This is a genomic window from Aeromonas sp. PrichA-15, assembly GCF_017939245.1.
Taxonomy (GTDB): Bacteria; Pseudomonadota; Gammaproteobacteria; order Enterobacterales; family Aeromonadaceae; genus Aeromonas; species Aeromonas caviae.
The window spans coordinates 28,152-53,503 of record NZ_JAGKRH010000238.1 but is presented as its reverse complement, the minus strand read 5'-3'; the positions used below and the strand labels follow the sequence as shown (position 1 = coordinate 53,503).

22 protein-coding genes and 1 tRNA gene are annotated in these 25,352 nt (G+C 62.7%); 9 read left to right on the top strand and 14 right to left on the bottom strand.

Annotated features, from left to right (window positions below; translation table 11 throughout):
• Positions 1-74 precede the first annotated feature (74 nt).
• Positions 75-812 (bottom strand): peptidoglycan editing factor PgeF, encoded by a 738-nt coding sequence (gene pgeF / locus J9889_RS20065; protein WP_210557851.1) that lies wholly within the window; start codon positions 810-812, stop codon positions 75-77.
• 119 nt (positions 813-931) lie between these two features.
• A complete protein-coding gene (rluD, locus tag J9889_RS20060) occupies positions 932-1,912 on the bottom strand; it encodes a 23S rRNA pseudouridine(1911/1915/1917) synthase RluD (RefSeq protein WP_010675991.1) in 981 nt (326 codons plus the stop codon).
• Positions 1,913-2,028: 116 nt separating this feature from the next.
• Here rluD and J9889_RS20055 point away from each other — a divergent pair, with 116 nt between their 5' ends.
• A complete protein-coding gene (locus J9889_RS20055) occupies positions 2,029-2,784 on the top strand; it encodes an outer membrane protein assembly factor BamD (RefSeq protein WP_039039695.1) in 756 nt (251 codons plus the stop codon).
• Between the two features lie 72 nt (positions 2,785-2,856).
• Here the strand turns inward: J9889_RS20055 and J9889_RS20050 are convergent, their stop codons facing one another.
• From J9889_RS20050 to yqhD, 5 genes are all read right to left on the bottom strand, one after another.
• A complete protein-coding gene (locus J9889_RS20050; protein ID WP_041215805.1) occupies positions 2,857-4,164 on the bottom strand; it encodes an L-serine ammonia-lyase, iron-sulfur-dependent, subunit alpha in 1,308 nt (435 codons plus the stop codon).
• A gap of 26 nt (positions 4,165-4,190) precedes the next feature.
• Positions 4,191-4,862, bottom strand: coding sequence for a PAS domain-containing protein (locus tag J9889_RS20045; protein WP_010675994.1), 672 nt, complete (start codon positions 4,860-4,862; stop codon positions 4,191-4,193).
• 327 nt (positions 4,863-5,189) lie between these two features.
• Complete coding sequence (gene pntB, locus J9889_RS20040) at positions 5,190-6,674, bottom strand: Re/Si-specific NAD(P)(+) transhydrogenase subunit beta (protein WP_010675995.1); 1,485 nt, start codon at positions 6,672-6,674, stop codon at positions 5,190-5,192.
• Positions 6,675-6,685: 11 nt separating this feature from the next.
• Positions 6,686-8,212, bottom strand: coding sequence for a Re/Si-specific NAD(P)(+) transhydrogenase subunit alpha (locus J9889_RS20035; RefSeq protein WP_010675996.1), 1,527 nt, complete (start codon positions 8,210-8,212; stop codon positions 6,686-6,688).
• 433 nt (positions 8,213-8,645) lie between these two features.
• Positions 8,646-9,806, bottom strand: a complete 1,161-nt coding sequence (yqhD, locus tag J9889_RS20030; RefSeq protein ID WP_025202522.1) for an alcohol dehydrogenase — start codon at positions 9,804-9,806, stop codon at positions 8,646-8,648.
• 118 nt (positions 9,807-9,924) lie between these two features.
• Here yqhD and J9889_RS20025 point away from each other — a divergent pair, with 118 nt between their 5' ends.
• From J9889_RS20025 to J9889_RS20015, 3 genes are read left to right on the top strand one after another with little or no spacing between them, the layout of a single operon-like run.
• Positions 9,925-10,848, top strand: coding sequence for an AraC family transcriptional regulator (locus tag J9889_RS20025; RefSeq protein WP_010675998.1), 924 nt, complete (start codon positions 9,925-9,927; stop codon positions 10,846-10,848).
• A 1-nt stretch (position 10,849) separates the two neighbouring features.
• Positions 10,850-11,371, top strand: coding sequence for a lipocalin family protein (locus J9889_RS20020; protein ID WP_041211937.1), 522 nt, complete (start codon positions 10,850-10,852; stop codon positions 11,369-11,371).
• The gene (locus tag J9889_RS20015) at positions 11,368-11,811 is read left to right on the top strand and encodes a GNAT family N-acetyltransferase (RefSeq protein WP_210557849.1); all 444 of its coding nucleotides are present in this window, start codon (positions 11,368-11,370) and stop codon (positions 11,809-11,811) included. The genes J9889_RS20020 and J9889_RS20015 overlap by 4 nt, the downstream gene beginning before the upstream one ends.
• 128 nt (positions 11,812-11,939) lie before the next feature.
• Here J9889_RS20015 and J9889_RS20010 read toward each other — a convergent pair whose 3' ends face one another.
• Positions 11,940-13,829, bottom strand: a complete 1,890-nt coding sequence (locus J9889_RS20010) for a methyl-accepting chemotaxis protein (protein ID WP_210557847.1) — start codon at positions 13,827-13,829, stop codon at positions 11,940-11,942.
• A gap of 410 nt (positions 13,830-14,239) precedes the next feature.
• Here J9889_RS20010 and J9889_RS20005 point away from each other — a divergent pair, with 410 nt between their 5' ends.
• On the top strand, positions 14,240-14,758 hold the full coding sequence (locus J9889_RS20005) for a class IV adenylate cyclase (protein ID WP_143236935.1): 519 nt from the start codon (positions 14,240-14,242) through the stop codon (positions 14,756-14,758).
• 276 nt (positions 14,759-15,034) lie between these two features.
• On the opposite strand, the gene J9889_RS20000 is transcribed toward J9889_RS20005, so the two are convergent.
• Both J9889_RS20000 and J9889_RS19995 read right to left on the bottom strand, forming a co-directional pair.
• Positions 15,035-16,405 carry a phosphatidylserine decarboxylase family protein gene (locus J9889_RS20000; RefSeq protein WP_210557845.1) on the bottom strand — a complete coding sequence of 457 codons (1,371 nt, stop codon included), beginning with the start codon at positions 16,403-16,405 and terminating at the stop codon, positions 15,035-15,037.
• Between the two features lie 209 nt (positions 16,406-16,614).
• Positions 16,615-16,691: transfer RNA gene (locus J9889_RS19995), tRNA-Trp, on the bottom strand.
• Positions 16,692-16,893: 202 nt separating this feature from the next.
• Here J9889_RS19995 and J9889_RS19990 point away from each other — a divergent pair.
• The 4 genes from J9889_RS19990 to J9889_RS19975 all read left to right on the top strand — a co-directional run bounded on the left by J9889_RS19990 (position 16,894) and on the right by J9889_RS19975 (position 19,822).
• Positions 16,894-17,436 (top strand): hypothetical protein, encoded by a 543-nt coding sequence (locus J9889_RS19990; RefSeq protein ID WP_039039632.1) that lies wholly within the window; start codon positions 16,894-16,896, stop codon positions 17,434-17,436.
• Between the two features lie 274 nt (positions 17,437-17,710).
• Positions 17,711-18,631, top strand: coding sequence for an aspartate carbamoyltransferase (pyrB, locus tag J9889_RS19985; protein WP_069784964.1), 921 nt, complete (start codon positions 17,711-17,713; stop codon positions 18,629-18,631).
• Positions 18,632-18,647: 16 nt separating this feature from the next.
• Positions 18,648-19,112, top strand: coding sequence for an aspartate carbamoyltransferase regulatory subunit (gene pyrI, locus J9889_RS19980; RefSeq protein ID WP_010676006.1), 465 nt, complete (start codon positions 18,648-18,650; stop codon positions 19,110-19,112).
• 218 nt (positions 19,113-19,330) lie between these two features.
• Positions 19,331-19,822, top strand: coding sequence for an ArgR family transcriptional regulator (locus J9889_RS19975; RefSeq protein ID WP_039039633.1), 492 nt, complete (start codon positions 19,331-19,333; stop codon positions 19,820-19,822).
• A gap of 154 nt (positions 19,823-19,976) precedes the next feature.
• On the opposite strand, the gene J9889_RS19970 is transcribed toward J9889_RS19975, so the two are convergent.
• The 4 genes from J9889_RS19970 to arcA form a co-directional block, all read right to left on the bottom strand.
• Positions 19,977-21,383 (bottom strand): YfcC family protein, encoded by a 1,407-nt coding sequence (locus J9889_RS19970; RefSeq protein ID WP_010676008.1) that lies wholly within the window; start codon positions 21,381-21,383, stop codon positions 19,977-19,979.
• A 121-nt stretch (positions 21,384-21,504) separates the two neighbouring features.
• Positions 21,505-22,509: an ornithine carbamoyltransferase gene (gene argF / locus J9889_RS19965; RefSeq protein ID WP_210557842.1), complete on the bottom strand. Its 1,005-nt coding sequence runs from the start codon at positions 22,507-22,509 to the stop codon at positions 21,505-21,507.
• A gap of 70 nt (positions 22,510-22,579) precedes the next feature.
• Complete coding sequence (arcC, locus tag J9889_RS19960; RefSeq protein ID WP_039039634.1) at positions 22,580-23,506, bottom strand: carbamate kinase; 927 nt, start codon at positions 23,504-23,506, stop codon at positions 22,580-22,582.
• Positions 23,507-23,568: 62 nt separating this feature from the next.
• A complete protein-coding gene (gene arcA, locus J9889_RS19955) occupies positions 23,569-24,789 on the bottom strand; it encodes an arginine deiminase (RefSeq protein ID WP_010676011.1) in 1,221 nt (406 codons plus the stop codon).
• Positions 24,790-25,352: the final 563 nt, after the last annotated feature.

Genomic DNA, 25,352 nt, shown 5'->3' with positions numbered 1-25,352 from the left:
GCAAGACATGGTCGCGGAGGGCCATCACCAGAGAGTGAGGAGGCGCTTGCGGCCACTCGCGAGCGCCTCTTCGGCTATTTTTCCAGCCACACAAGGGAGGCCATGCGACCCGTCTGTCCATCGCGGCGATAGGAGTAGAAGCGCTCGCTGTCGCTGAAGGTGCAGTATTCGCCGCCATAGATGGCGGTGACGCCGGCGCGGGCGAGGCGCAGTCGGGCCAGCTGGTAGATATCCGCCAGCCATTTCCCTTCGTTGAGGGATGGCACGAATGCAGTCGCCGCTTCCGCCTGCTCCGTCATGAAGGCCTCACGCACTTCGCCACCCACTTCGAACGCGGCGGGACCGATGGCCGGGCCCAGCCAGGCCAGGATCTCGCCAGGCTCGCAGCCCATGGCGGCGATGCTTGCCTCCAATACCCCCCCCTGCAGTCCGCGCCAACCGGCATGGGCCGCCGCCACTACGGTGCCTGCCCGATCGCAGAACAGCACCGGCAAGCAGTCGGCAGTCATCACGATGCAGGCCTGCCCCGCCTCATGAGCACAGGCGGCATCGGCATCCGGTACGCGCTCATAACGGTCGCTCACCGGATGGACGGCGATGCCATGTACCTGGTTGAGCCAGTTGAGAGTGCCGGGGATCCCCGCCACCTGTTGCAGTCGGGCGCGGTTGGCCTCGACCCTGGCCGGTGCATCGCCCACATGGGCCCCGAGGTTCAGACCGGCAAAGACCCCTTCGCTGATGCCGCCGTCCCGGGTGGTCGAGAGAGCCCTGACATTGCCCGGCGCGGGCCAGTCGGGTGCGATCCAGTTCATCTGTGGCTCCTTTCGTTCATATGAAAACGGGGCCCCTTGGCTGCAACCAGTCAAGGGGCCCCGCATCAGATCATGGAGGGCAGGTTACGGCAGGAATCGTCGCAAGGCCGCCCCCGGGATCAGTTCCAGACCAGATCGTCCGGATTGGCCAGGGTATCCGCCCGCAGCACTTCCATCAGCGCCACCATGTCCTGCGGCGTGGGGGAGTGCCACTCCATCACTTCACCCGTAATGGGGTGCGCCAGCTTCAGCATGGTGGCGTGCAGCGCCTGACGGTGGAAACCGCGCAGGGCCTCGGTCAGTTCGGGGGTGGCGTTGCGCAGCAGACGCAGACGACCGCCGTAGGCGGGATCCCCCACCAGCGGATGCTTGATGTGGGCCATGTGGACACGGATCTGGTGCGTACGGCCGGTCTCCAGCCGCAACCGCAGACGGGTGTGACCACGGAACTTCTCGTGCACCCGGTAGTGGGTGACGGACTCGCGCCCGTTGGGCACCACAGCCATGTGGGTACGCTGGGTCGGGTGACGACCGATGGGGGCATCGACGGTGCCGCCGGCGGTCATGTGACCGATGGCAATCGCCTCGTACTCACGGGTGATCTGGCGTGCCTGCAGGGCTTCCACCAGGTGGGTCTGGGCGGGAATGGTCTTGGCGACCACCATCAACCCCGTGGTGTCTTTGTCCAGACGGTGCACGATACCGGCACGGGGGACCTCGGCGATGCCGGGGTAGCGGTGCAGCAGGGCGTTGAGCACGGTGCCGTCCGGCGTACCGGCGCCCGGGTGAACCACCAGGCCGGCCGGCTTGTCGATCACCAGGATGTGTTCATCTTCATAAACGATGTTCAGCTCGATGTTCTGGGCATCCCAGCGGGTGTCGTCTGCCAGTTCCACATTCACATGTACCTGCTGCCCGGCCACCACTTTCTCGCGCGGGGTATTGGCAACCTGACCGTCCAGGGTCACTCTGTCCTGTAAAATCCACTCCTTGATGCGGGTCCGGGAGTAGTCGGGAAACAATTCGGCCAGGGCCTGGTCGAGTCGTTGCCCGAATTGGTGATCCTGAAATTCGCCTGTCAGTTCAATATGCTGGCTCATGTATGGTCTCTTGAGCGGGGGTATCAATTCGAAATAATCCGGGTATTCTAGCTTTTCTTTTAGCCAAGCATAACGGATACTTTGCCAATTTCGTGGAAATGGACCGGATGTTGTTGATGGGAAAGAAGTCTCACCTGCTGATGTCGCTCGCCTTGGTCGCTACCCTGATCACTGGCTGTTCCAGCACCAAACCCAAGGTTCCCGACGAACCGCCGGAAGTTCTGTACCAGAAAGCCCGCATCAAACTGGATACCGGCAACTACCTCAATGCCATCGAACTGCTGGAAGCGCTGGACTCTCGTTACCCGTTCGGTGCCTACTCCAACCAGGTTCAGCTCGATCTCATCTATGCCTACTACAAGCAGGATGATACCGCCCAGGCGATCGCCAACATCGACCGTTTCATCCGCCTGAACCCGGCGCACAAGAACATCGATTACGTCTTCTATATGCGCGGCCTGACCAACATGGCGGCGGATTACAACTTCTTCCAGGATTTCCTCGGCATCAATCGGGATGACAAGGACCCCTCCTACGCCCGTCAGGCCTTCCAGGACTTCAAGACCCTGCTGCAGAATTACCCCAACAGCAGCTATGCAGCCGATGCCCGTGCCCGCATGATCGGCCTGAAGAACCGTCTTGCCCGCTATGACCTGGGGGTAGCCGAGTACTACGTCAAGCGTGACGCCCTGATCGCCGCCGCCAACCGCGCCAAGCTGATCGTCGAGACCTATCCCGACACGGTGGAGACCGAGAAGGCGCTGGAAATCATGGTCAACGCCTATGACACGCTGAAGATGCCGACCCTGGCCCAGCATGCCCGAGAAGTGCTGGCCAAGAACTACCCGGACAACCGTCTCGGTCGCGGCTGAGTAGCGAACGGACAATGAAAAACCGGAGCCACTGGCTCCGGTTTTTTTATGGCCGACGGCGGCACTCCGGGGTCACTGGTGCTTACCCTGCTGCTTGGCCCGCATGATGTTGATGATCTCGATGTCGGTATCCAGCATCCCCTCCCTGGAGAGGCGGCCCAGGTTGGCGATGGTCTGGTCCACGTCGTCCGAGACGATCCCCTCGCTCTGGGGCACGCGCAGGTTGTTGATGGCCATCAGCGAGGATTTCACCGCCGCCGAGGTGGAGGTGGAGACCTTCATGGAGCAGGCGCTGCCGGCGCCGTCGCAGATGATGCCGGAAACATCCCCAATCATGTTGTTGATGCAGTGGCTGATCTGCTCGAACTGGCCTCCCAGCAGCCAGGTGATGGCGGCCCCCGATCCCATGGCGGCGGTACTGGCGGCACACAGGGCGGAGAGCTTGTTCTGGTAGGCCTTGATGTAGATGGCCACCAGGTGGCTCATCACCAGGGCACGGGCTAGCTGCTCGTCATCGGCCTTGAGGAAGCGGGCGGCGGCGACCACCGGCATGGTGGCGGCAATGCCCTGGTTGCCGGAACCGGAGTTGGACATGGCGGGCAGCATGGCGCCATCCATCCGCGCATCGGAGGCGGCAGACGACAGGCGCATGGCCAGGGTCATCAGGTCGTCGGAGAGCAGCTTGCGCTCCACCTGATCGGTGAGGATCTTGCCGATGCGCAGGCCATAGCCCTGCAGCCCTTCGTCCGCCAGCGCCTGGTTCATGGTGGCCGCCTCGCGGATGAAGTCGATCTCGGCCAGCGGCACCTCCAGGGCGAAGGCCACGATCTCCTTCAGGGTCATGGCGGGCTTGTCGGCCTTGGCGGGCTGGATCTGCACCCCGGGGGCGCTGTCCTGCACCATCAGCACCTCGCCATCCTTCTCCATCAGCACGATGCGGGTGTGGTCGGTACAGATCACCACCCGGGCGCTGTGCCCCTCCACTTCGGCCAGCACCTCGGCGTAGAGCACGTCGGGCACATCCTTCACATCCACCTCTATGGTGGGCAGCAGCCCCTTGGCCGCCTCGACCTGATCCGGCGTGAGGCTCTTGAGCACCTCCAGCCCGGCATCCGGGTTGCCACCGGTGATGCCCACTGCGGCAGCCACCGGCAGGCCGATCATGCCGGTGCCGGGCACGCCGACCCCCATGCCGTTCTTGAACAGATTGCCGCTGACCCAGACGCGGGTGCGGGTCGGTACCTGCCCCAGCAGCTTGCGGCAGTTGGCCGCCGCCAGGGCGACCGACATGGGCTCGGTGCAGCCGAGGGCCGGCACCACTTCACGCTTGAGCAGGGTAATAAAGTCGGTCCATTGTGCGTTCATTGCGATGTGTCTCATGTTCATGGCGCCCGCGTGCGGGCTCGTCATTGTTGTTCGGCCAGTTCCGCCTTGTGATTGCGGATATGCAGGTAAACGGTATGGCGGGAGATGCCGAGCAGCTCGGCCACCAGTTGGGCGGCATCCTTGATCTCGAAGATGCCCATGTCGTAGAGCCGGTGCACGATCGCCTTGTTGCGAACGTTGCTGCCCAGCCCGGGATCCCTGTCCACCTTGGCGATCACCTGCGCCACCAGATCATCCACCGAGCTGGCGAAGGTCTCGGTGCCGTGGGCAGGGGGCACTGCGGGCGGGGCAAAGGTGTCGAGCAGGCTGCCAAGGGGCGTGTCCAGGCTGAAATTCACGCACAGCATACCGATGGGTTTGCCCTCGCGGTTGCTGATGGTGATGGACGAGGACTTCAGCAGGGTGCCCTCCCGGGTGCGGGAGAAATAACTGCTCCACTGGCTGCCGGCGGCACTGTGCAACTTGTCGAGCGCAAAATCGGTGACCGGCGCTCCCTCCTGGCGGCCGGTGATGTGGCCGTTGGCAATCTTGATGACGGAGGCGTGCAGACTGTCAAAGGCGTGCAGCACCACCTCGCAGCCCGGGCCAAACAGGGCGGACAGCGCCGCCACCGCAGGCTCAAAGCTGGCAATCAGATGGCGCTCTTCATCGGTCAGTGTGCTGGCGTCGCGCAAGGGAGCTACCTCGGTCATGGGGTCATCCGGTCAACGTTGGGTAAGGATATTCGAAGCGGACTCAAATAAAATTGAGCAAATCCGCTTTTTGCGCGGGCATTATGCCCGACTGGTGAGACAACACCACAAAATGTGAGCAAAATCACGACTGAAATGACAAAAAGGCCTCATGAGAGGCCTTCAAGGTGGTTTTTTGGTGCTTTTGCTCAACTTTAATTGAGCCAGGGCTCGCCAGTCAGTCCGGACAGGCAGGCACCACCGCCTGTCTGTTCCCTGCCACGGTCACCCACTCTGGTCATAGAAAAAGGGGGCCGAAGCCCCCTTTTTGTCTCATCCAGTCAACGCTTACAGCGCCTTCAGGATGGCCTCGACGCTGGCCTTGGCATCGCCAAACAGCATCTGGGTGTTCTCCTTGAAGAACAGCGGGTTCTGGACACCGGCGTAGCCAGTGTTCATGGAGCGCTTGAAGCCGATGACGTTCTGCGCCTTCCACACTTCCAGCACCGGCATGCCGGCGATGGGGCTGCCCGGATCTTCCATGGCGGCCGGGTTGACGGTGTCGTTGGCACCGATCACCAGCACCACGTCGGTGTCGGCGAAGTCATCGTTGATCTCGTCCATTTCCAGCACGATGTCATAGGGGACTTTCGCTTCCGCCAGCAGCACGTTCATGTGACCAGGCAGACGACCGGCCACCGGGTGGATGCCGAAGCGCACCTTGACGCCGCGATCACGCAGCTTCTGGGTGATCTCGGCCACCGGGTACTGGGCCTGCGCCACCGCCATGCCGTAGCCCGGGGTGATGATGACGGAGCTGGCGTTCTTCAGCATGTCGGCCACGTCTTCGGCGTTGGTCTCGCGGTATTCGCCCAGCTCCTGCTCGGCGGTGGAGGCCACGCCGTCGGAGCCAAAGCCTCCTGCGATCACGGAGATGAAGGAGCGGTTCATCGCCTTGCACATGATGTAGGAGAGGATGGCACCGGAGGAACCCACCAGGGCACCGGTGACGATCAGCAGGTCATTGGAGAGCATGAAGCCCGCCGCCGCCGCCGCCCAACCGGAGTAGGAGTTCAGCATGGAGACCACCACCGGCATGTCCGCACCGCCGATGGAGGCGACCAGGTGCCAGCCGAAGGCGAAGGCGATCAGGGTCATCACCAGCAGGGCGAAGGTGGAGCCACCGGCGTTGACGAAGTGGATCATCAGCGCGATGGAGACCACCACGGCCAGCAGGTTCAGCTTGTGGCGGTGCGGCAGCATCAGCGGCTTGGAAGAGATGAGGCCACGCAGCTTGCCGAACGCCACCACGGAACCGGTGAAGGTCACGGCACCGATGAAGACGCCCAGGAACACTTCCACCAGGTGGATGTTCAGCATGGCGCCGGAGAGGTGCTCGACCTGGGCGACGCTTGCCGCCTGCTCGAACGCCGCCCGGGCGGCTGCCAGGGTCGCATCCAGGTTGGAACCGACGGAGACCACCACTTCAGCGGGGGCGGAGGGGTGCAGATCGATGAAGCTGTTGAAGCCCACCAGCACCGCTGCCATGCCCACGAAGCTGTGCAGCACGGCCACCAGCTCGGGCATCTCGGTCATCTCGACCTTGAGGGCCAGACGCACGCCGATGGCGCCACCGATGGCCATGGCCAGGATGATCCAGTGGACGCCACTGGTTTCCGGGTTGAAGACGGTGGCGAGCAGGGCGATGGCCATCCCCGCGATACCGAACAGGTTGCCATGCTTGGCCGTTTCTTGCTTCGACAGTCCTGCGAGACTGAGGATGAAGAGCACGGCGGCAACGATATAGGATGCTGTTACCAGTCCTTGAGACACGTTAAACCCCCTTAATCCTTACGGAACATCTTCAGCATGCGCTGAGTGACGGTGAAGCCACCGAAGATGTTGATACTGGCAATCAGCACGGCGACAAAGGCCAGCACGGTGACCAGGGTCGACCCTTGTCCAATCTGCAACAGCGCACCGACCACGATGATGCCGGAGATGGCATTGGTGACCGACATCAGCGGCGTGTGCAGGGCGTGAGAGACGTTCCACACCACGTAGTAACCGACCACGCAGGCCAGGATGAAGACGGTGAAGTGGGAGAGGAAGGCGGCAGGCGCTACGGCGGCCACCCAACCGAAGGCGGCGATGCCGAGGGCACCGAACACGAACTTCTTGTTGGAGGGCTTGGCCTCTTCCTTCTTGGCGGCCGGTTTGGCGGCAGCGGGTTTCTGCGGGGCAGCAGAGACGGAGATGGCGGGGGGCGGGAAGGTCACTTCACCGGCCTGGACCACCGTCATGTTGCGCTGCACCACGTCTTCGAAGTCGATGGCGACGTTGCCGTCCTTCTCCTTGCACATCAGCTTCATCAGGTTCACCAGGTTGGTGCCGTAGAGCTGGGAGGATTGGGCAGGCAGGCGGCCCGGCAGATCGGTGTAACCGATCACCTTGACGCCGTTGTCGGTGACATGCAGTTCACCCGGTACCGTGTATTCGCAGTTGCCGCCGGCCTGGGCCGCCATGTCCACGATGACGGAGCCCGGCTTCATGCTGTCCACCATTTCCTTGGTGATGAGCTTGGGTGCCGGCTTGCCCGGGATCAGGGCGGTAGTGATGATGATGTCCACTTCCTTGGCCTGCTGGGCGAACAGCTCCATCTCGGCCTTGATGAACTCTTCGCTCATCACCTTGGCGTAACCGTCGCTGGAAGCGCCATCTTCGCCGCCGAAGTCCAGCTTGAGGAACTCGCCACCCATGGACTCGATCTGCTCGGCCACTTCCAGACGGGTATCGAAGGCACGCACGATGGCACCGAGGGAACCGGCGGTCCCGATGGCGGCCAGACCGGCCACACCGGCACCGATGACCAGCACCTTGGCGGGCGGAACTTTACCGGCGGCGGTGATCTGGCCGGTGAAGAAGCGACCGAACTGGTGCGCGGCTTCCACGACGGCGCGATAGCCACCGATGTTGGCCATGGAAGAGAGGGCGTCGAGGGACTGGGCACGGGAGATCCGCGGCACCATGTCCATCGCCATCACATTGATGTTGCGCTCGGAAAGCTTCTTGACCAGCTCGGGGTTCTGGGCGGGCCAGATGAAGCTCACCAGGGTGGCACCATCCTTAATTTGTGCGATTTCGGCCTCGGTCGGCGCGTTGACCTTGAAGACAAGGTCGGCTTGCCAGACGTTCGGTACCACGCTGGCACCGGCAGCCTCGAAGGCGGCATCATCGAAGCTGGCTCGCAGGCCGGCACCGGCCTCGATGGCAACCTCGAAGCCGAGCTTTTTCAGCTGCTCGACAGTGGCCGGGGTCGCTGCGACCCGGGTCTCACCGGCGAGACTCTCTCTCGGTATTCCAATCTGCATGACTATTCCCTGATGGTTAATAAACAATCATCGCCAAGTCTCTCATGTCTGAGGGGACAAGGCATGATCAAAGTGCAGGTCACGGGCCCTTTGTTATGAAAATCAGCAGGCTTCACCTCGACCTCCTGTCACGGTCAGGCCCCCGCTTTTCAGGCGCGAGGGTGATTAGTATCAAATTTTGGAGTTTTATTACAACCACGGCCCCGGGCGGGCGGGTACAGAATTCAGCCCATCCCGGACCATGATTAAAAAAAACAAACCAAATTAGGGGCTTATACCAGCAAAAAGCGCTAAAAAAAGTGATCCAACCAGTCAAAAAAAATGTTTAACCCGGCCTCTACCTTAGCGTTTTTTGTTCTTACGAAATCTGCCGTTGGCTCATCTGATGAGATGAAAAGGGAAAAAGTAACCATTTTGCAACGGCGTGCTCTGCTTACCAGGCCGCCTCATAAATATGCCGGCTCTGGGCCAGGTCGATGTCGCCGTGCTCACCCAGGGCGGTCATGCCGTGCTCTTCGAGCTTGGCCAGCAGGGCGTCGATCCGGGCGTCGGCCACGTAATCCCGCAGCCGGGTCTTGATCCCCATCCGCTCGAAGAAATCGCGGGTGGCGGCGATGGCACCGTCGATACGCGCCTCGTCACTGCCGCTGCGCAGATCCCAGACCCGCTCGGCGTATTGCAGCAGCTTGGCGCGCTTCTGCTCGCGCTTGGCCTGCAGCAGGGCGGGCAGCACCACCGCCAGGGTCTGGGCGTGGTCCAGACCGTGCAGGGCGGTGATCTCGTGGCCCAGCATGTGGGTGGCCCAGTCCTGGGGCACACCGGCTCCGATCAGGCCGTTCAGCGCCAGGGTGGCGCTCCACATGATGTTGGCACGCACGTCGTAGTTTTCCGGCTCCACCAGCGCCTTGGGCCCCTCTTCCGCCAGGGTCAGCAGCAGCCCTTCTGCAAAGCGATCCTGCACCTTGGCATCCACCGGGTAGGTGAGGTACTGCTCCAGGGTGTGGATGAAGGCATCCACCACCCCATTGGCCACCTGACGGGCGGGCAGGGTGTAGGTGAGCACGGGGTCGAGCACGGCGAAGCGCGGCATCACGAAGGGCGAGAAGAAGTGCTGCTTGTCCCCTGTGCTCTTGCGGGTGATGACGGCGCCCATGTTCATCTCGGAACCGGTGGCCGGCAGGGTCAGCACGCTGCCCAGGGGAATGGCGGAGGCCACCTCGCCCCCGACGGTCTCGAGGATGTGCCAGGGATCCCTGGCCGGATCGTAGTGAGCGGCCGCGGCGATGAACTTGGAGCCGTCCAGCACGGAGCCGCCACCCACCGCCAGCAGGAAGTCGACCTTCTCGGCGCGGGCCAACTCGACCGCTCCCATCAGGGTCTCGTAGGTGGGGTTGGGCTCGATGCCGCCAAATTCAAACAGGGTCAGGCCGGCCAGCTCGCTGCGGATCTGGTCCAGCAGGCCGCTGCGCACCACGCTGCCGCCGCCGTAGGTGACGAGGATGCGGGCGTCGCTGGGGATCTGGCCGCGCAGCTGGGCCACCTGGCCCTTGCCGAACAGCACCTTGGTGGGGGTGTGCAGGATGAAGTTGTTCATGGGATCTCCCGGGGTGGTCGTAGTCGGTAAGGTATGGGTTGCATTTTTCTCTTATAACCTCCTACCATCAAGGGAACTTTCTGCCGATTTCTTGCCTATTTCTACTGAGCCTGGATAAATGAGTACAAATCAGCCCATCGCGGCGACCCACCAGTCCGCCCTCGCCAGCCGACTCGCCGCCCTGGCACCCCACCCGGGGATCACTGCCGCCCCCGTGCCCGGCGTGCACCTCATCTACACCACGGAGCATCACGACCGCATCCCGGTGCTCTACCGCCCGCGCATGATCATCATCCTGCAGGGGCACAAGGTGGGCTATCTCTCGGACTTCACCTTCCGCTACGACCCCGAGCACTACCTGATGATGACCCTGCCGCTGCCCTGCGAGTGCGAGTGCTTTGCCTCCCCCGAATCCCCTCTGGTGGGGCTCTCGGTGGAGATCGACGTGGCGGCGCTGCAGGCCCTGCTGCTGGAGATGGGGGACGCGGCCCCCGCCCCGGCGGAGCCGGGTCGCGGCGTGGTCTCCGTGCCCCTCTCCGAGACCATGCTCTGCGCGGTGGAACGCCTCATCGACGTGATGGACAAGCCGCTCCACGCCCGGGTGCTGGGGCCCCAGATAGTGCGCGAGATCCTGTTCCACGCCCTGCACGAAGGGGGGGCCCCCGCCCTGCTGGCCATGGCCAGCCGTCACAGCCAGGTGAGCCAGATAGCCCGGGTGCTGCGTATCATGGAGCAGCGCTTTACCGAGAACCTGACGGTGGAGGAGCTGGCCCGGGAGGCGAACATGAGCGTCTCGGCCTTCCACCACCACTTCAAGGCGGCCACCGCCACCTCGCCCCTGCAGTACATCAAGACCCTGCGCCTGCACCGGGCGCGGCTGATGATGCTGCACGACGGCCTCAAGGCCGGGGTGGCGGCGGACAAGGTAGGCTACGAGAGCGGCTCCCAGTTCAGCCGCGAATACAAACGCTTCTTTGGCAACACCCCGAGCGAACACGCGGCACGCTTCCGCTCGGGACAACTGCGTATCGTGGAGGGATGACATGCGCACACTGATCCTGCTCGTTCTGACCCTGCTGGCCACCGCCTGCACCGGCATTCCACCGGGGCACCAGGTGGTCAAGCCCTTCCAGCTCGACCGCTACCTGGGCACCTGGTACGAGGTGGCCCGCCTCGATCACGGTTTCGAGCGCGGCCTGAACCGGGTCACCGCCACCTACAGCCTGCGGGATGACGGCGGTGTCAGGGTGATCAACCGGGGGCAGGACGAACAGGGGGAATGGCGCGAGGCCGAGGGGCGCGCCTACTTCGTGGGCGACAGCGACGAGGGGCGCCTCAAGGTGAGCTTCTTCGGCCCCTTCTACGGCAGCTACAACGTGCTGGCGACGGACTATGAGCTCTCCCTGGTGAGCAGTTACAACCTCCAGTACCTCTGGATCCTCTCCCGCACGCCCCATCCCCCCAAAGAGAAGGTAGAGGCCCTGGTCGAGCGGGCCCGGGGGCTCGGCTTTGCCACCGACCGGCTGATCTGGGTCAGCCAGGATCCGGCGGGGAACGCCCCATGAGGATCTTCCAGGCCACCCCCGGGGACATTCCCCGGGTCACCCCCCTGTTCGTGCAATACCGGACGTTCTACCGGCTGCCTGCCCGGCCCGAGGCCGCCGAAGCCTTCCTGCTGGAGCGCTGCACCGCCGGGGAGTCGGTGCTCTTCGTGGCCCAGAGCGAGGCGGGAGAGGTGCTGGGATTTGCCCACCTCTATCCCCTGTTCTGCTCCCTCGCCCTGAAGCCCATCTGGCTGCTGTACGATCTGTTCGTGGCGCCGGCGGCCCGCCAGCAGGGGGTGGCCCAGGCGCTGCTGGCGCGGGCCGATCGCCACGGCCAGGAGACGGGCGCCGCCTTCCTGATGCTGAGCACCGCCACCGACAACCGGCAGGCTCAGGCCCTCTACGAGGGGCACGGCTACCAGCGGGATATCGAGTTCTACAGCTACATCAAGCCCCTCTGAGCCCCTGGCCTGGCCGATTGCCGGGCCAGGACCCGGCATTATTCAGCGGATGCATGGTGAAATATTATCCATACACAGGATGAATAAAGGCGACCCCGGGGTCGCCTTTGTCACATCCGGGTCCCAGCCTAGAGCCGGAAGCGCCCGATCTCCTGCTCCAGCCGCTCGGTAAGAGACTTGAGCTGGGCCGCCTGGGCGGCCTCTTCGCCAGCCTGGGCCGCCAGCGCCTGGGAGACGTGGCGGATGTTCTCGGTGTTGCGGCTGATCTCGCCGGTCACCGAGGTCTGCTCCTCGGCCGCCGCCGCGATCTGGGTCGCCATGTCGCTGATGGCGCCGATGGCCTCGTTGATCCTGCCCAGGCTGAGATTCGCCGCTTCGGCATCCTCCACGCTGGTGCCCGCCAGCTGGCGGCTGGTCTCCATGCCGCCCACCGCCTTGCGGGTGGTCTGCTGCAGCGCCTCGATCATCTGCTGGATCTCGGCGGTGGAGTCGTGGGTGCGGCGCGACAGCACCCGCACCTCATCCGCCACCACGGCAAAGCCGCGCCCCTGCTCCCCGGCCCGGGCCGCCTCGATGGCGGCGTTCAGGGCCAGCAGATTGGTCTGCTCGGCGATGCCGCTGATGGTGGCCAGAATGCCGCTGATCTGCTGGGCGTGGCCATCCAGCTCGTGGATGGTCTGGCTGGCGTCGGAGACCTCCCCCGCCAGCCCCGTGATGCTGCGCTGGCTCTGGCCGACCTGTGACTGGCCGGCCACCGCGAGGCGCACCGCATCGCCGGCGGTGTTGGCGGCAAATTCGGCGTTGCCGGCGATCTCCTGGGTGGCGGAGGCCATCTCGGTCACCGCGGTCGCCACCATGACGATCTCGTCCTGCTGCTGGCGCACCCGCTGGCTGCGGGCCTCGGCCCCCGCCGCCTGGGTGCGGGACTGGGCCGCCAGATCGACGGTGACGTCCCGCAACCGGCTGACGATGCCGTGCAGTCGCGCCACGAACTGGTTGAAGTTCTGGGCCAGCTGCCCCACCTCATCCTGGCTGCGGGTGGCGATCTGCACCGTGAGATCCCCCTCCCCGTGGGCGATGTCGGCGAGCGCCCTGGAGACCCGTCCCAGATCCGCGAACAGGTAGTTGAACATAGCGATGAGCAGGGCACCGAACACCAGCAGCAGCACCAGGGTCAGCCCCACCAGTTGCCACAGCAGGGAGGCGAGCGGCGCCTCCAGCACCTCCTTGTACATCACCATGGCGAGCAGCCAGTCGGTGCCGGGCACTCCCTGCACCGAGAGCAGCACCTCGCGCCCGTTCAGGTTGGCGCCGTGCAGCTCGCCGTCGCGGCTCCACGCATCCAGCGCCGCCCCGGTGAGGCCGGGATCCAGCTCCGCCACCTGCTTGAGCGCCAGCTCCTTGTTCGGGTGGCCGACGATGAGGCCGGTGCGGTCGAGCAGCATGGCGTAGCCCTCTCCCTGCACCTTCATGGCCAGCACCTCGTCGATGAGGGCGTCGAGGGAGAGATCCGCCCCGGCCACCCCGATCACCCGGCCCTGGTGGCTCACCGGCTCGGCCAGGGTCACCACCATCTGCTGCATGGTCACGCTGACATAGGGCGGCGTGACGATGAGCTTGCCCGCCTTGTCGGCGTTCTGGTACCAGGGGCGGGCCCTGGGGTCATAGTTGGCGGTGTTGAGGGCGGGATCGTGGCGGGTCATCTCCCCCTGCGCCGAACCAAAATAGGTGAGGCCGAAACCGCCGGAGGTGCGGGTCTGCAACAGGTGGGGCACCAGGGCCGTGTCGGGGTCGTGCGCAATGACGGCGGCCAGGGCGTCGACCGCGTGCTTGCGATCCTCAAGCCAGTTGCCGATGGCCACCGAGTGGGCGTGGCCGTAGTTGACCGCCTCGCTCTGGATGGCGTCAAGGGTGCGGGATTTGAGGGTGTGGAAGGCGACAATACCGAGCAGGGCTGCCATCAGCAGCACTACCCCCAGGCTGGCCGCGAGCAGCTTGCCGCGCAACGAGAGAGTCATGACAACGAATCCTTGTGGTAGCCGGGGGCCGGGAATACCCCCATCTTGGTAGTTCTATCGGCACAATGATGAACGGTCTTTAGTGAATCCTGATATTTTTTCATCTATCAACAACAGAACACACTACCAGCAACAGACTGTTCACTATTCCATGCTGACACCCGCAGACACCACAAGGCCGCCCTAAGGCGGCCATGAGGTCAGGTCGCGGATGACGGGCAGGCACCGGCAGAGCAGGCCAGCACCCGCTGACCTGTCTCTTGAGGGCGGTTTCAGGCGTCTGCAAAGAGGGTTGGCGGGCAGGGTTGAGCATCCATCAGGAACCGAACTGGTGCTCCCCCTGTGCCCCCCTCTCGGCAACGTGGGCTGTGCTAGATTGGGTATCCCGTTTTCAAGGAGAACCCGCTGCCATGCCACGAAATATCGAGATCAAAGCCCGCATAGCCGGGGTCGATGACCTTATCCCCAAAGCTGCGGCCATCGCCGACAAGGGCCCCGTCGACATCGCCCAGGACGATACCTTCTTTCGCTGTGAATCGGGCCGCTTCAAATTGCGGACACTCTCCCCGTCGGCAGGCCAGCTCATCTTCTACCGCAGGCCTGATCAACAGGGTCCGAAGGAGAGCTACTACCACATCACGCCAACGAACGAGCCGGACAAGCTGAGGGAAACGCTCACCCTGGCTTGCGGCCAGATTGGCAGAGTGCGAAAACAGCGGACCCTGTTTCTGGTGGGCAGAACCCGGATCCATCTCGACCGGGTTGAAGGGCTGGGTCACTTCCTCGAACTGGAAGTGGTGCTGGAAGATGACGAGCCGCGCGAGGTGGGGATGCAGGAAGCTCACGACATCATGGCGCGTCTCGGTATCGAGCCCTCCCGGTTGATCGAAGGCGCCTATCTGGATCTCCTGCTGCAACGACAACCCTGAGGGATTCACAACAACAAGGCCGCCTCAAGGGCGCAATGCTGTTCAGATAAGCACTTTTTTGACTGATTATTCATAAATTGGATTTGAGTTGAGGGGGCAAGGCTGTGTCCAGTCGATCTTCCTCCAGCCTTTATCCAGCGGGGCTTGCAATAGAAAGAGGGAGGCATCATGCCTCCCTCGCTTTTTTGTCCTGATACTACGTGGACTGGAACTCAAATTCTCTTAAGTGAACAGCATTGCGCCTCAAGGGCGGCCTTTTACTGTCCGGCGGCTGGGTTATTTGACCCGCGCCAGCGCCGTGTTGATCCTCAGGTTGGTCGCCTCCAGCCCCGGCTGCTGGCCGTAAAAGTCGAACGCCAGCTCGACACCGGGGCGAAACAGCAGGCAGTGGGTGGAGCCGCCGAAGTGGAACATGCCGAGCTGCTCCCCCTTCGCGATCCGCTGCCCCGGCTGCACCGTCACCTCGCAGCTCGACACCTCCGCCATGCCCACCGGCACCACGCACATCAGGCCGATTTTGGGGTTGTCGGCCTCGATGAAGATGAGTGCCCGGGTCGCCACCGCGGTCAGGAAGGGCTGGGACTGGTTCGGGGCGCTGGGGTCGGGCCCCGCCGGGCTGTCGAAACCCTGGTGGCGGTTGGCCAGGTAGTAGCTGCCGTTGACCACCTTGACCGAGCGCACCGTGCCGCTCACCGGGCTGTGCCAGCGGTGATAGCTGAGGGCGCTGAGGAAGGCCTGATAGAGGGTGCCCCCCTCGAACGCGGCGGCGCGCGGGTCGAAGTCCAGCAGGTTGTCCAGAGAATAGGGCTGCCCCTTGAGCCAGAAGGCGTCCTGCCGCCTTACCCCGGTCACCACCTGCAGCGGGGCCGACTCGCAGGCGTTGGCGATCACGCTGTCATCGTCCGGGGCCGTCACCGGCCGCACGCCGGGGCAGAAGCGGCGGGTGAAGAAGTCGTCCCAGCTGGCGAAGCCCTCGTATTCCTCTCCCGGCACGGTGTGGAAGATCCCCTCGAAGCGCTCTGGGGTGGGGTTGTCGCCGGCCCCGAGCGCCCCCTGCGCCACCCGGACCATCTCCCGTTTCGCCACGTCACCCAGCCAGGGGACGATCAGGGTCTGGCGATCCAGGGGGCTCACCGACTCCGTCAGCACATAACGGGACGCGGAACTTTGCAGGAAGTCGGCCCAGTAGCCGAGGATCTTGCGCAGTTGCTGGTTCACCAGCGCATTGGCGAAAAAGTCGTACCCGGCGGCCGTCGCCATGGGCCAGTTGAGCAGGGCATTGATGGGGAATCCGATCAGCCCGGCGGGCTCCTGGGTCTGCACATCCTGATAGGCTTCCGGGGCCGTGGTCATGATGCCGTTGAGCAGTTGCAGGAACTCATCGAAGCTGCGCACCTGGACCTGACCGAGCGGCGTGCTGTGCTCGTGCTGCCACGCCTCGTCAAACATCCCCTGGGCCTGCTGATGCAGGAGGGGATCCTGCTCCACCAGCGCCTTCAATCCGGCGATCGGGGCCACCAGCGGGCGAGGCTGGCGGGTGACCGCCTGACGCAGCCGCTGTACCCAGCGCGCCACATGGGCCTGATCCCGGGGGACCCAGCCACCGGCATGGGCATGGGGGTGACGCGTATCCACTGCCTTGTTCATCGCTCTCTCCTTGTTGAAGCGCCTTGGGCCCGCCGGATGCGATGCGCCTGAGGGCGCCATCTGGCAGGAAGCAAGGTGTAGCACAGGGGAAAAGCGGCCTCCATTGGCAGAAATGGCAGCGGCGAAGCGGGGAAAAAGAGGCTAACGGAGACGGTGGCAAACGCCGGAAATGCGAAAGGCCAGCTCAATGAGCTGGCCTTTCTGAAAAATGGCAGGGGCGGCAGGACTCGAACCCGCAACCATCGGTTTTGGAGACCGCTGTTCTACCAATTGGAACTACGCCCCTGCAACAAACGAGGCGTAGTATACAAAGCGGAGGTCAAAGGTAAAGGCTTTTTTTCTCACTTTCGATGCGATCGAACAAATGACGAGCAGATCCCCGCAATTCCAACAAGGAGCGGGGGTAAGCTGCTGTATTTGCAGCCCCGACGGGGTAGGAATGGGACACAAATGGGGGTAGGGTGAAACCAGGCTCAGGGAGGCTGCCCATGCTCAATTACCGACTGCTGCAACAGCTTGCGCCCCTCAACTTCCGGGATGAGCGCAAGACGGAGACCCTGGCCGACTATCTGGACAGAGTCTCTCCCCTGGTGCCCTCCATTCCCTCCAATGTGCTCGCCCAGTGGATTTACCGTCATTGGCGCGGTTTTGAATCCAACTGGAGCTTTATCGATCTCGCCAGCCACCAGTTCGAGTGCGAGCACTGGCCCACCGCGCAGATTATCGAGCAGATAGACTCCCGCCACATGGAGGTGATCGATCGCTGGGGCGAGATGCTGCGCAGCAACCGCTACGTGCGCCGCTCCTGGCTCGGCGATGACATGCTGCGCCGGGGCACCTGGTCCGAGCCTGTCATCGTCCTCGCCACCGCCCCGGGCACCTGCTACCCGGACGGTCACCCCCTGCCCCATCCCTACTGCCTGCTGGAGGGGCACCACAGGCTCGGCTACCTGCGCAGCATGGCCGCCGATGGCGCCCCCTTGCAGGCGCAGCACGCACTCTGGATTTGTCGACCCGTTCGCGACACTTAAACGTTTTTCCGACCAAATCCTGCCTCTGAAATAAATTTTTGACAATTCAAAAACCAGCCCTATAATCGGTGCGGTTTTGAAAAAGGTCGGGACAGGACAATGCCGTTTTTGATGAAAAAAGCAGCCTTGCAGACGGGTGGAGCGCACCAGAGCGGCCCCGTTGTTTCCGGTTCCCGTCCCACAGATCCCCCGTTTTTTTTGAAAAGAGCCCCTGTTTCAGGGGCTTTTTTTTGTGCCGGAAAAACCTTCATTGATGCCAAAGGGAATGCAGACGATGACCAATCCACTCTATAACAAACACGTCATCTCCATCTCGGATCTGACCCGGTCCGACATGGAACTGGTGGTCGCCACCGCACAGCGGTTGAAGGCCGAACCCGACAGCCGCCTGCTGAAAGACAAGCTGGTCGCCAGTTGCTTCTTCGAAGCCTCCACCCGCACCCGTCTCTCCTTCGAGACCGCGGTCCAGCGCCTGGGCGGCAACATCATCGGCTTCGCCGACGGCGGCAACACCAGCGCCAAGAAGGGCGAGACTCTGGCCGACTCCATCAAGATCATCGGCTCCTACACCGATGCGGTGGTGATGCGCCACCCGAAGGAAGGGGCAGCCCGTCTGGCCTCCGAGTTCTCCCGGGTGCCGGTCATCAACGGCGGTGACGGCTCCAACCAGCATCCCACCCAGACCCTGCTCGACCTCTTCTCCATCCACGAGACCCAAGGCAAGCTGGACGGCCTCAACGTCGCCTTCGTCGGTGACCTGAAGTACGGCCGCACCGTCCACTCCCTGGCCCAGGCCCTGAGCCTGTTCAACTGCCGCTTCTTCTTCATCTCGCCGGAGGCGCTGGCCATGCCGGACTACCTCTGCGAGGAGCTGGAAGAGAAGGGCATCCGCTTCAGCGTGCACGAGACCATGGAAGAGGTGATGCCGGAGCTCGACATCCTCTACATGACCCGCGTCCAGAAGGAGCGCTTCGACGAGACCGAGTACAAGCACATGGCCGCCAAGTTCGTGCTGGAGCTGGCGACCCTGGAAGGGGCCAAGCCCACCATGAAGATCCTCCATCCCCTGCCCCGGGTTGACGAGATCGAGGTCGCCGTCGACAAGACCCCCCACGCCTACTACTTCCAGCAGGCGGAGAACGGGGTCTATGCCCGCCAGGCACTGCTGGCACTGGTACTGAACGAAACCGTCTAAGGGAAAGGGGAACATCATGTCCGAGAAGAACCAACTGCAAGTCGAAGCCATCCGTCACGGCTCCGTCATCGACCACGTCCCCGCCGGCCAGGGCATCAAGATCCTCAAGCTGTTCCAGCTGATCGAGACCCAGGAGCGGATCACCGTCGGCTTCAACCTCAAATCCGGCGCCCTCGGCAAGAAGGATCTCATCAAGATCGAGAACACCCGTCTGACCGAGCAGCAGGCCAACCAGCTCGCCCTGTTCGCCCCCAAGGCGACCGTCAACATCATCGAAGACTTCGTGGTGGTGAAGAAGCACCAGCTGGCGCTGCCGGAGTTCATCGAAGGGGTCTTCCACTGCCCCAACTCCAACTGCATCTCCCACAACGAACCGGTGGAAAGCTACTTCCGGGTGCGCGAGGTGAAAGGGGCGGTGCGGATGAAGTGCAAATACTGCGAGAAGTCCTTCACCCAGGACATCGTCAGCGAACGCTACTGATTTCCTGCCGACAAAGGATATCCATGTGGGCCCTATCGGGCCCATTTTTGAACCCTGTCACATCACTTATTCCCCCTTTGGTTATAATTTGCCATCCCGTAATGGATATACCTCGCTCATCCCCTGCTTGAGTGCTCCTCATTAGTGTTTTTCGCTATGAAAAGCCGGAACGACAGACTGGGCGAGACCGCCATCGCTCATCGCCAAAGGAAGTCGCCATGGTCAACACCCTCAGCCGCCCAGCAGAACCAGAGTCCGACCTGGCCCAGCTCGACGCCTGCCGCCAGATCATCGGCCAGCACTGTTACAGCACCCAGGAGGAGATCCGCCGCGAGCTCTCCGCCCGCGGTTTTGCGGACATCAGCCAGTCCACCATTTCCCGCCTGCTGCGCCGTCTCGGGGTCGCCAAGGCCCAGAACGCCAACGGCAAGAAGGTCTACACCCTGGTGGACGAGCAGCTGGAGCCCGCCGGCAGCACCCGCTCCATCCACGACATGGTGCGCGCCGTGGTCCACAACCAGCAGATGGTGCTGGTGCATACCACCCCGGGGGCCGCTACCGTGGTGGCTCGCCTGCTGGATCGCAACGCCAATCCCGAGATCCTGGGGGCCGTGGCCGGCAACGACGTGGTACTGATCGCCCCGCGCCACATCAGCCGCACCCGCCAGGCTCACGCCGCCGTGGTGCGCACCCTGGAAAACGCCCGCTGACCCCTGCTGGATGCCAGAAGGCGACCCCGGGGTCGCCTTTTTGTTGCCCGCGCGGCAAGGAGTCAGACCACGGGAGAGCCCGGGCGCCCCGCCTTGCCAGCCATAAAAAACGGGAGCCCCAGGCTCCCGTTGTTGTCCCTATGTCTGTCGGCATTCATGCCAGCACGGCACCCAGGCTCAGGCAGAGCACGATCAGCACAGTCAGCATGCCGAGCAGCGGGGCCACCCACTTCAGCCAGCGCACATAGGGCACCTTGGCGATGGCCAGTCCCCCCATGACCACGGCGGAGGTCGGGGTCACCAGGTTCACCAGGCCGGAAGCGGACTGATAGGCGGTGACCACCAGCTCGCGGCCCACGTTGGCGAAGTCGGCGAGCGGCGCCATGATCGGCATGGTCAGCACCGCCAGACCGGAGGAGGACGGCACTAGGAAGGAGAGCACCACTTCCAGCACGAACATCACGTTGATGAAGACGATGGTGGAGAGGCCGGTCACTATCCCCTCTGCACTGTGCAAAATGGTGTGGGTGATCATGCCGTTGTCCATCACCACCACGATACCGCGGGCGATACCGATGATGAGGGCCACGCCGAGCAGGTCACGAGCACCGTCGATGAAGTTGGAGGTCAGCTCCTCCTCGCTCATGCGGGAGATGACGCCGACGATGATGGCGGCAGCCAGGAAGACGCCGGAGATCTGCGCCATCCACCAGCCCAGCACGGCCACCCCGTAGATCATCACGGCAAAGGCGGCGACGAAGATACCCAGCACGATCTTGCGGGTGGTGGTGAACTCCAGCATCTGGTCGCTCTTGTTGCCGAGGAAGTGGGCACGGTTCTCTTCCCACTTGTCGGCCACCAGGGATTTGCTGGGGTCGCTTCGCACCATCTTGGCGTAACGCATCACATAGGCCACGCAGATCAGCCAGCCGGCCACCAGCATGGCGACCCGCAACCAGATGCCGTCGGTGAAGGAGATGCCGGCCGCGTTGGCGGCGATCACGGTGGCGAACGGGTTGATGGTGGAGCCCAGGGTACCGATACCGGCCCCCAGCAGCACGGTCGCGGCAGCGACCACGGGGTCGAAGCGGGCGGCCATCATTACCGGCACCAGCAGGGTGTAGAACGGCAGGGACTCTTCCGCCATGCCGTAGATGGTGCCCCCTGCGGCGAACAGCGCCATCAGGATGGGGATCATCCACTCTTCACGGCCACGCAGGCGATCGGTGACGCGCTCGATACCGGCATCGATGGCGCCGGTCTTGGTCACGATGCCAAGGAAGCCACCGATGATCAGGATGAAGAGGGAGACGTCGATGGCGCCAGCCTCATAGGTGTCGTGGTTGTAGAGACCGTCGATGGGTGCCAGCAGCACGTCGACGATCCCCTGGGGATTGGCATCCACCAGCTTGTAGGTACCGGCCACCGGCACTTCCTTGCCGAGGGCCTCGTTCATGGTCATCTCGTATTTGCCGGCCGGCACTATCCAGCTCAGGGCGGCCACCAGGGCGATCAGCACAAACAGTATCGTGTAGGCTGACGGGAACTTGAATTTGGTCATGGTCCAGCTTCCTTCTGTGGGTGTGGTATCCATGCAGGCTGCGGGTCGTAGGGTTGGAGGTATTATGCCGCTGTCACATGGTTGAAAAGCCGGGGGTCACCCCCCGGCACCACTGACGACGTCAGTCGCCCAGCGTAGCCACCATCACTGCCTTGATGGTGTGCATCCGGTTTTCCGCCTCGTCGAACACGATGCTGTGCTCGGATTCGAACACGTCCTCGGTCACTTCCAGGCCCTTCATGCCATATTTGTCGGCCACTTCCTTGCCCATGGTGGTCTCGTCGTTGTGGAACGCCGGCAGGCAGTGCATGAACTTCACATCCGGGTTCTTGGTGGCGTTGATGACGTCCATGTTGACCTGATACGGGGTCATCAGTTTCACCCGTTGATCCCAGGCTTCCTTCGCTTCACCCATGGAGACCCAGACGTCGGTGTAGAGGAAGTCGGCACCCAGCACACCTTCTTTCACGTCTTCGGTCAGGTGGATGCGCGCACCGGTCTCTTCGGCGATGAGGCGGCAGGTGGCAACCAGCTCCTCTTCCGGCCAGAAGGCTTTCGGCGCCACCAGACGGATGTCCATGCCCATCTTGGCGGCACCCACCATCAGGGAGTTGCCCATGTTGTTGCGGGCATCACCCAGGTAGGCGAACTTGATCTGATCCAGACGCTTGCCCTTGCCGTGCTCCAGCATGGTCATGAAGTCCGCCAGGATCTGGGTCGGGTGGAATTCGTTGGTCAGGCCGTTCCAGACCGGGACGCCGGCGTAGGCCCCCAGCTCTTCCACGATCTCCTGGCCGTAGCCACGGTATTCGATGCCGTCATACATGCGGCCCAGCACCCGGGCGGTGTCCTTCATGGACTCCTTGTGACCGATCTGGGAACCGCTCGGGCCGAGGTAGGAGACCTGGGCGCCCTGGTCGAAGGCCGCCACTTCAAACGCACAGCGGGTGCGGGTGGAGGTCTTCTCGAAGATCAGGGCGATGTTCTTGCCGGTGAGGTGCTTGCGCTCATAGCCACCGTATTTGGCCTTCTTCAGGTCGATGGCCAAGTCGATCATGTATTGGATTTCGCGCGGGGTGAAGTCCAGCAGTTTCAGGAAGTTACGGTTACGCAGATTAAAAGCCATGATGAGTTCTCTCTATATTTGTGTCAGACCAATTCGGGCAGTGTTATTGACTACGCAGTGATTCAACGACTCAGGCATTGACGGTATTGGTGGCGACGATGTTGGTGCCGGCTTCCCCCTTGAGGATGGCGAGGCCATCTTCCAGGGAGCCGATGCCGACCATGCCGCCGGTCGCCTTGACGAATTCGCAGGAGGCTTCGACCTTGGGCCCCATGGAGCCGGCATCGAACTTGACGCCCGCCAGCTCGTCCGGGCTGGTGACCCGCAGCGGACGCTGGGTCGGCTTGCCCCAATCCAGATAGACGGCATCGGCGTCGGTCAGGATCAGCAGGGCGTCGGCCTTGATCTGCTTGGCCAGGTAGGCGGCAGACATGTCCTTGTCGATGACGGCCTCGATGCCGGTCAGGCTCTGGCCATCCCAGGTCACCGGGATACCACCACCACCGGTACAGATGATGAGGTGACCCTGGGCGATCAGGGTTTCGATGGCGTCGCCTTCGACGATGCGCTGGGGCAGCGGGGACGGCACCACACGGCGGAAGAACTTGCCGTCGGCCTTGACCACCCAGTGCTTCTCGGCAGCCAGGGTGCGGGCTTCCGCCTCTTCGTAGACGGGGCCGATGAACTTGGTCGGGTTGGCAAACGCCGGATCCTGGGGATCAACCTGCACCTGGGTCAGCAGCGCGGTGACGTTGCGGCTCGGCATCAGGTTCTTCAACTCCTGGATCAGCATGTAGCCGATCATGCCCTGGGACTCGGCACCCAGCACATCCAGGGGATAGGGGGAGACCTTGGTGTAGGCGCTGTTCTGCAGGGCCAGCAGGCCGACTTGCGGGCCGTTGCCGTGCACCAGCACCACGTTGTAATCCTCGGCGATGCGGGCGATGGTCTTGGCGGCGGTGGCGATGTTCTTGCGCTGGATGTCGGCTTCCAGAGGTTCACCGCGGCGGAGCAGGGCATTGCCCCCCAGGGCGACGACGACAGTTGGTTTTTTCATGGGTGTTACTCTCGAGTTCGGGTGTGTGTGGCGCCAGCCTCTGCCGGCGCCACGCCGTCTTGTCAGATGCCGTCACGTTCCATCGGGCAGCTCATGCAGCGGGCGCCGCCGCGGCCACGTCCCAGCTCTTCACCCGGGATGGGCAGCACAGTGATGCCGGCCTTGTCGTACTTCTCGTTGGTGTAGGTGTTGCGCTCGTAACCCACCACCACGCCGGGGCGCACGGTCAGCACGTTGTTGGCGTCGTTCCACTGCTCCCGCTCGGCCTCGAAGCTGTCGCCGCCGGTGGTGATGAGCCTGAGCTGATCCACCCCCAGCGCCTTCTCGATGGCGGTCACGAAGTAACCCTCTTCCTTGATGTTCATCCCGGTGGCTCCGCCCGGGGTCAGGCTCCAGCAGTTCACATCCTTGCGGATGACTTCCGGATAGACGGAGAAGGTGTCGACATCCATGTGGGTCATGACGGTGTCGAGGTGCATGCAGCTGCGGTGTTTCGGCAGCTCCATGGCGATGACCTGCTTGGCCTGACCGTGCTTGAACAGGCTGCGGGCCAGATGCTCCACCCCTTGCGGCGTGGTGCGCTCGGACATGCCGATGAGCACGGCGCCTCGGCCGATGACCAGGACGTCGCCCCCTTCGATGGTGGAGTTGTCGTAGTCGCGCTCCTCGTCACCGAAGTACTTGATGAACTCCTGACCGGCAAACTGCGGGTGCCAGCGGTAGATGGCCTTCACGTGGTTGGTCTCGCGACGACGGGCGGCCTTGGCCATGGGGTTGATGGAGACGCCGCCATAGACCCAGCAGGAGGTGTCGCGGGTGAAGAGGTGGTTGGGCAGCGGTTCGATGATGAAATCGGTCGGGGCATGCATGCCGACCACCATGTTGACGCCGCTGTAGGGCATCTCGGAGTAGGTGAGGCCGCCGGAGAGGATGCGGGCCAGCTCGCGGTGAGGCATGTCCGCCAGGAAGCAGCGCACGTCGTTGGCCAGGGCAGTGCCGAGGCGATAGTCGGAGACCTGGTGTTGCAGCAGCCAGGCTTTGGCTTCCGGCACGTCCAGGGTTTCCGCCAGCAGATTGGTCAGGAGGAAGACTTCGACATTCTGATCGCGCAGTACCTGAGCGAATTTGTCGTGCTCCTGACCGGCACGTTCCACGGACAGGACGTCGTCAAACAGCAGATCCTGGCAGTTGGAAGGGGTCAGACGCTTCAGACTGAGGTTGGGGCGGTGCAACATGACACGGCGCAACTGGCCAACTTCAGAACCCACATAAAATTTGCTCATGATGATATTCCGTCTAGCAGTGGTCCCTGCGAGTGATTGAATAGATTCCTTCTATTCAGGCTCGTGGCTAAGGCGGGATATTCTTTATGTAGGGTACTCGGCTTGTGTTCTATCCTGCCCTTGCCTTTCGACGCAGAGATTAGGTCTGGCAACTCCACCAAACTTGGACATTGATCACATTCACCCGAGACTGCATAAATTCAGAAGTTAATTTATGATGGAGTTTACATATCTGACATTTCCCTCACCCTCCATCCGGCATAAATACGCAATAAAGCCCCAACATATTCCACAAAGAGCGCAATTTCATTCATCCATGATATCCAGAAATGGATAGCCACCAATAAAAAACATCAAATAAATCATTGTATTAAAATCAAAGCGCTCATTTTTTGAATAAAGCTCACCCACCTTTGAATTTATCCTCGCTTATCATCCCGTTTGCTCTCACATAAATAATCACCTGCTCCTTTATCGCTGAATAATCCATCTCTTGTCCCAGATCATGGCGGCCCAACCGGGCCAGATGGCGAGCCTCATCGCCAAGTCGTGTGCACTATCTC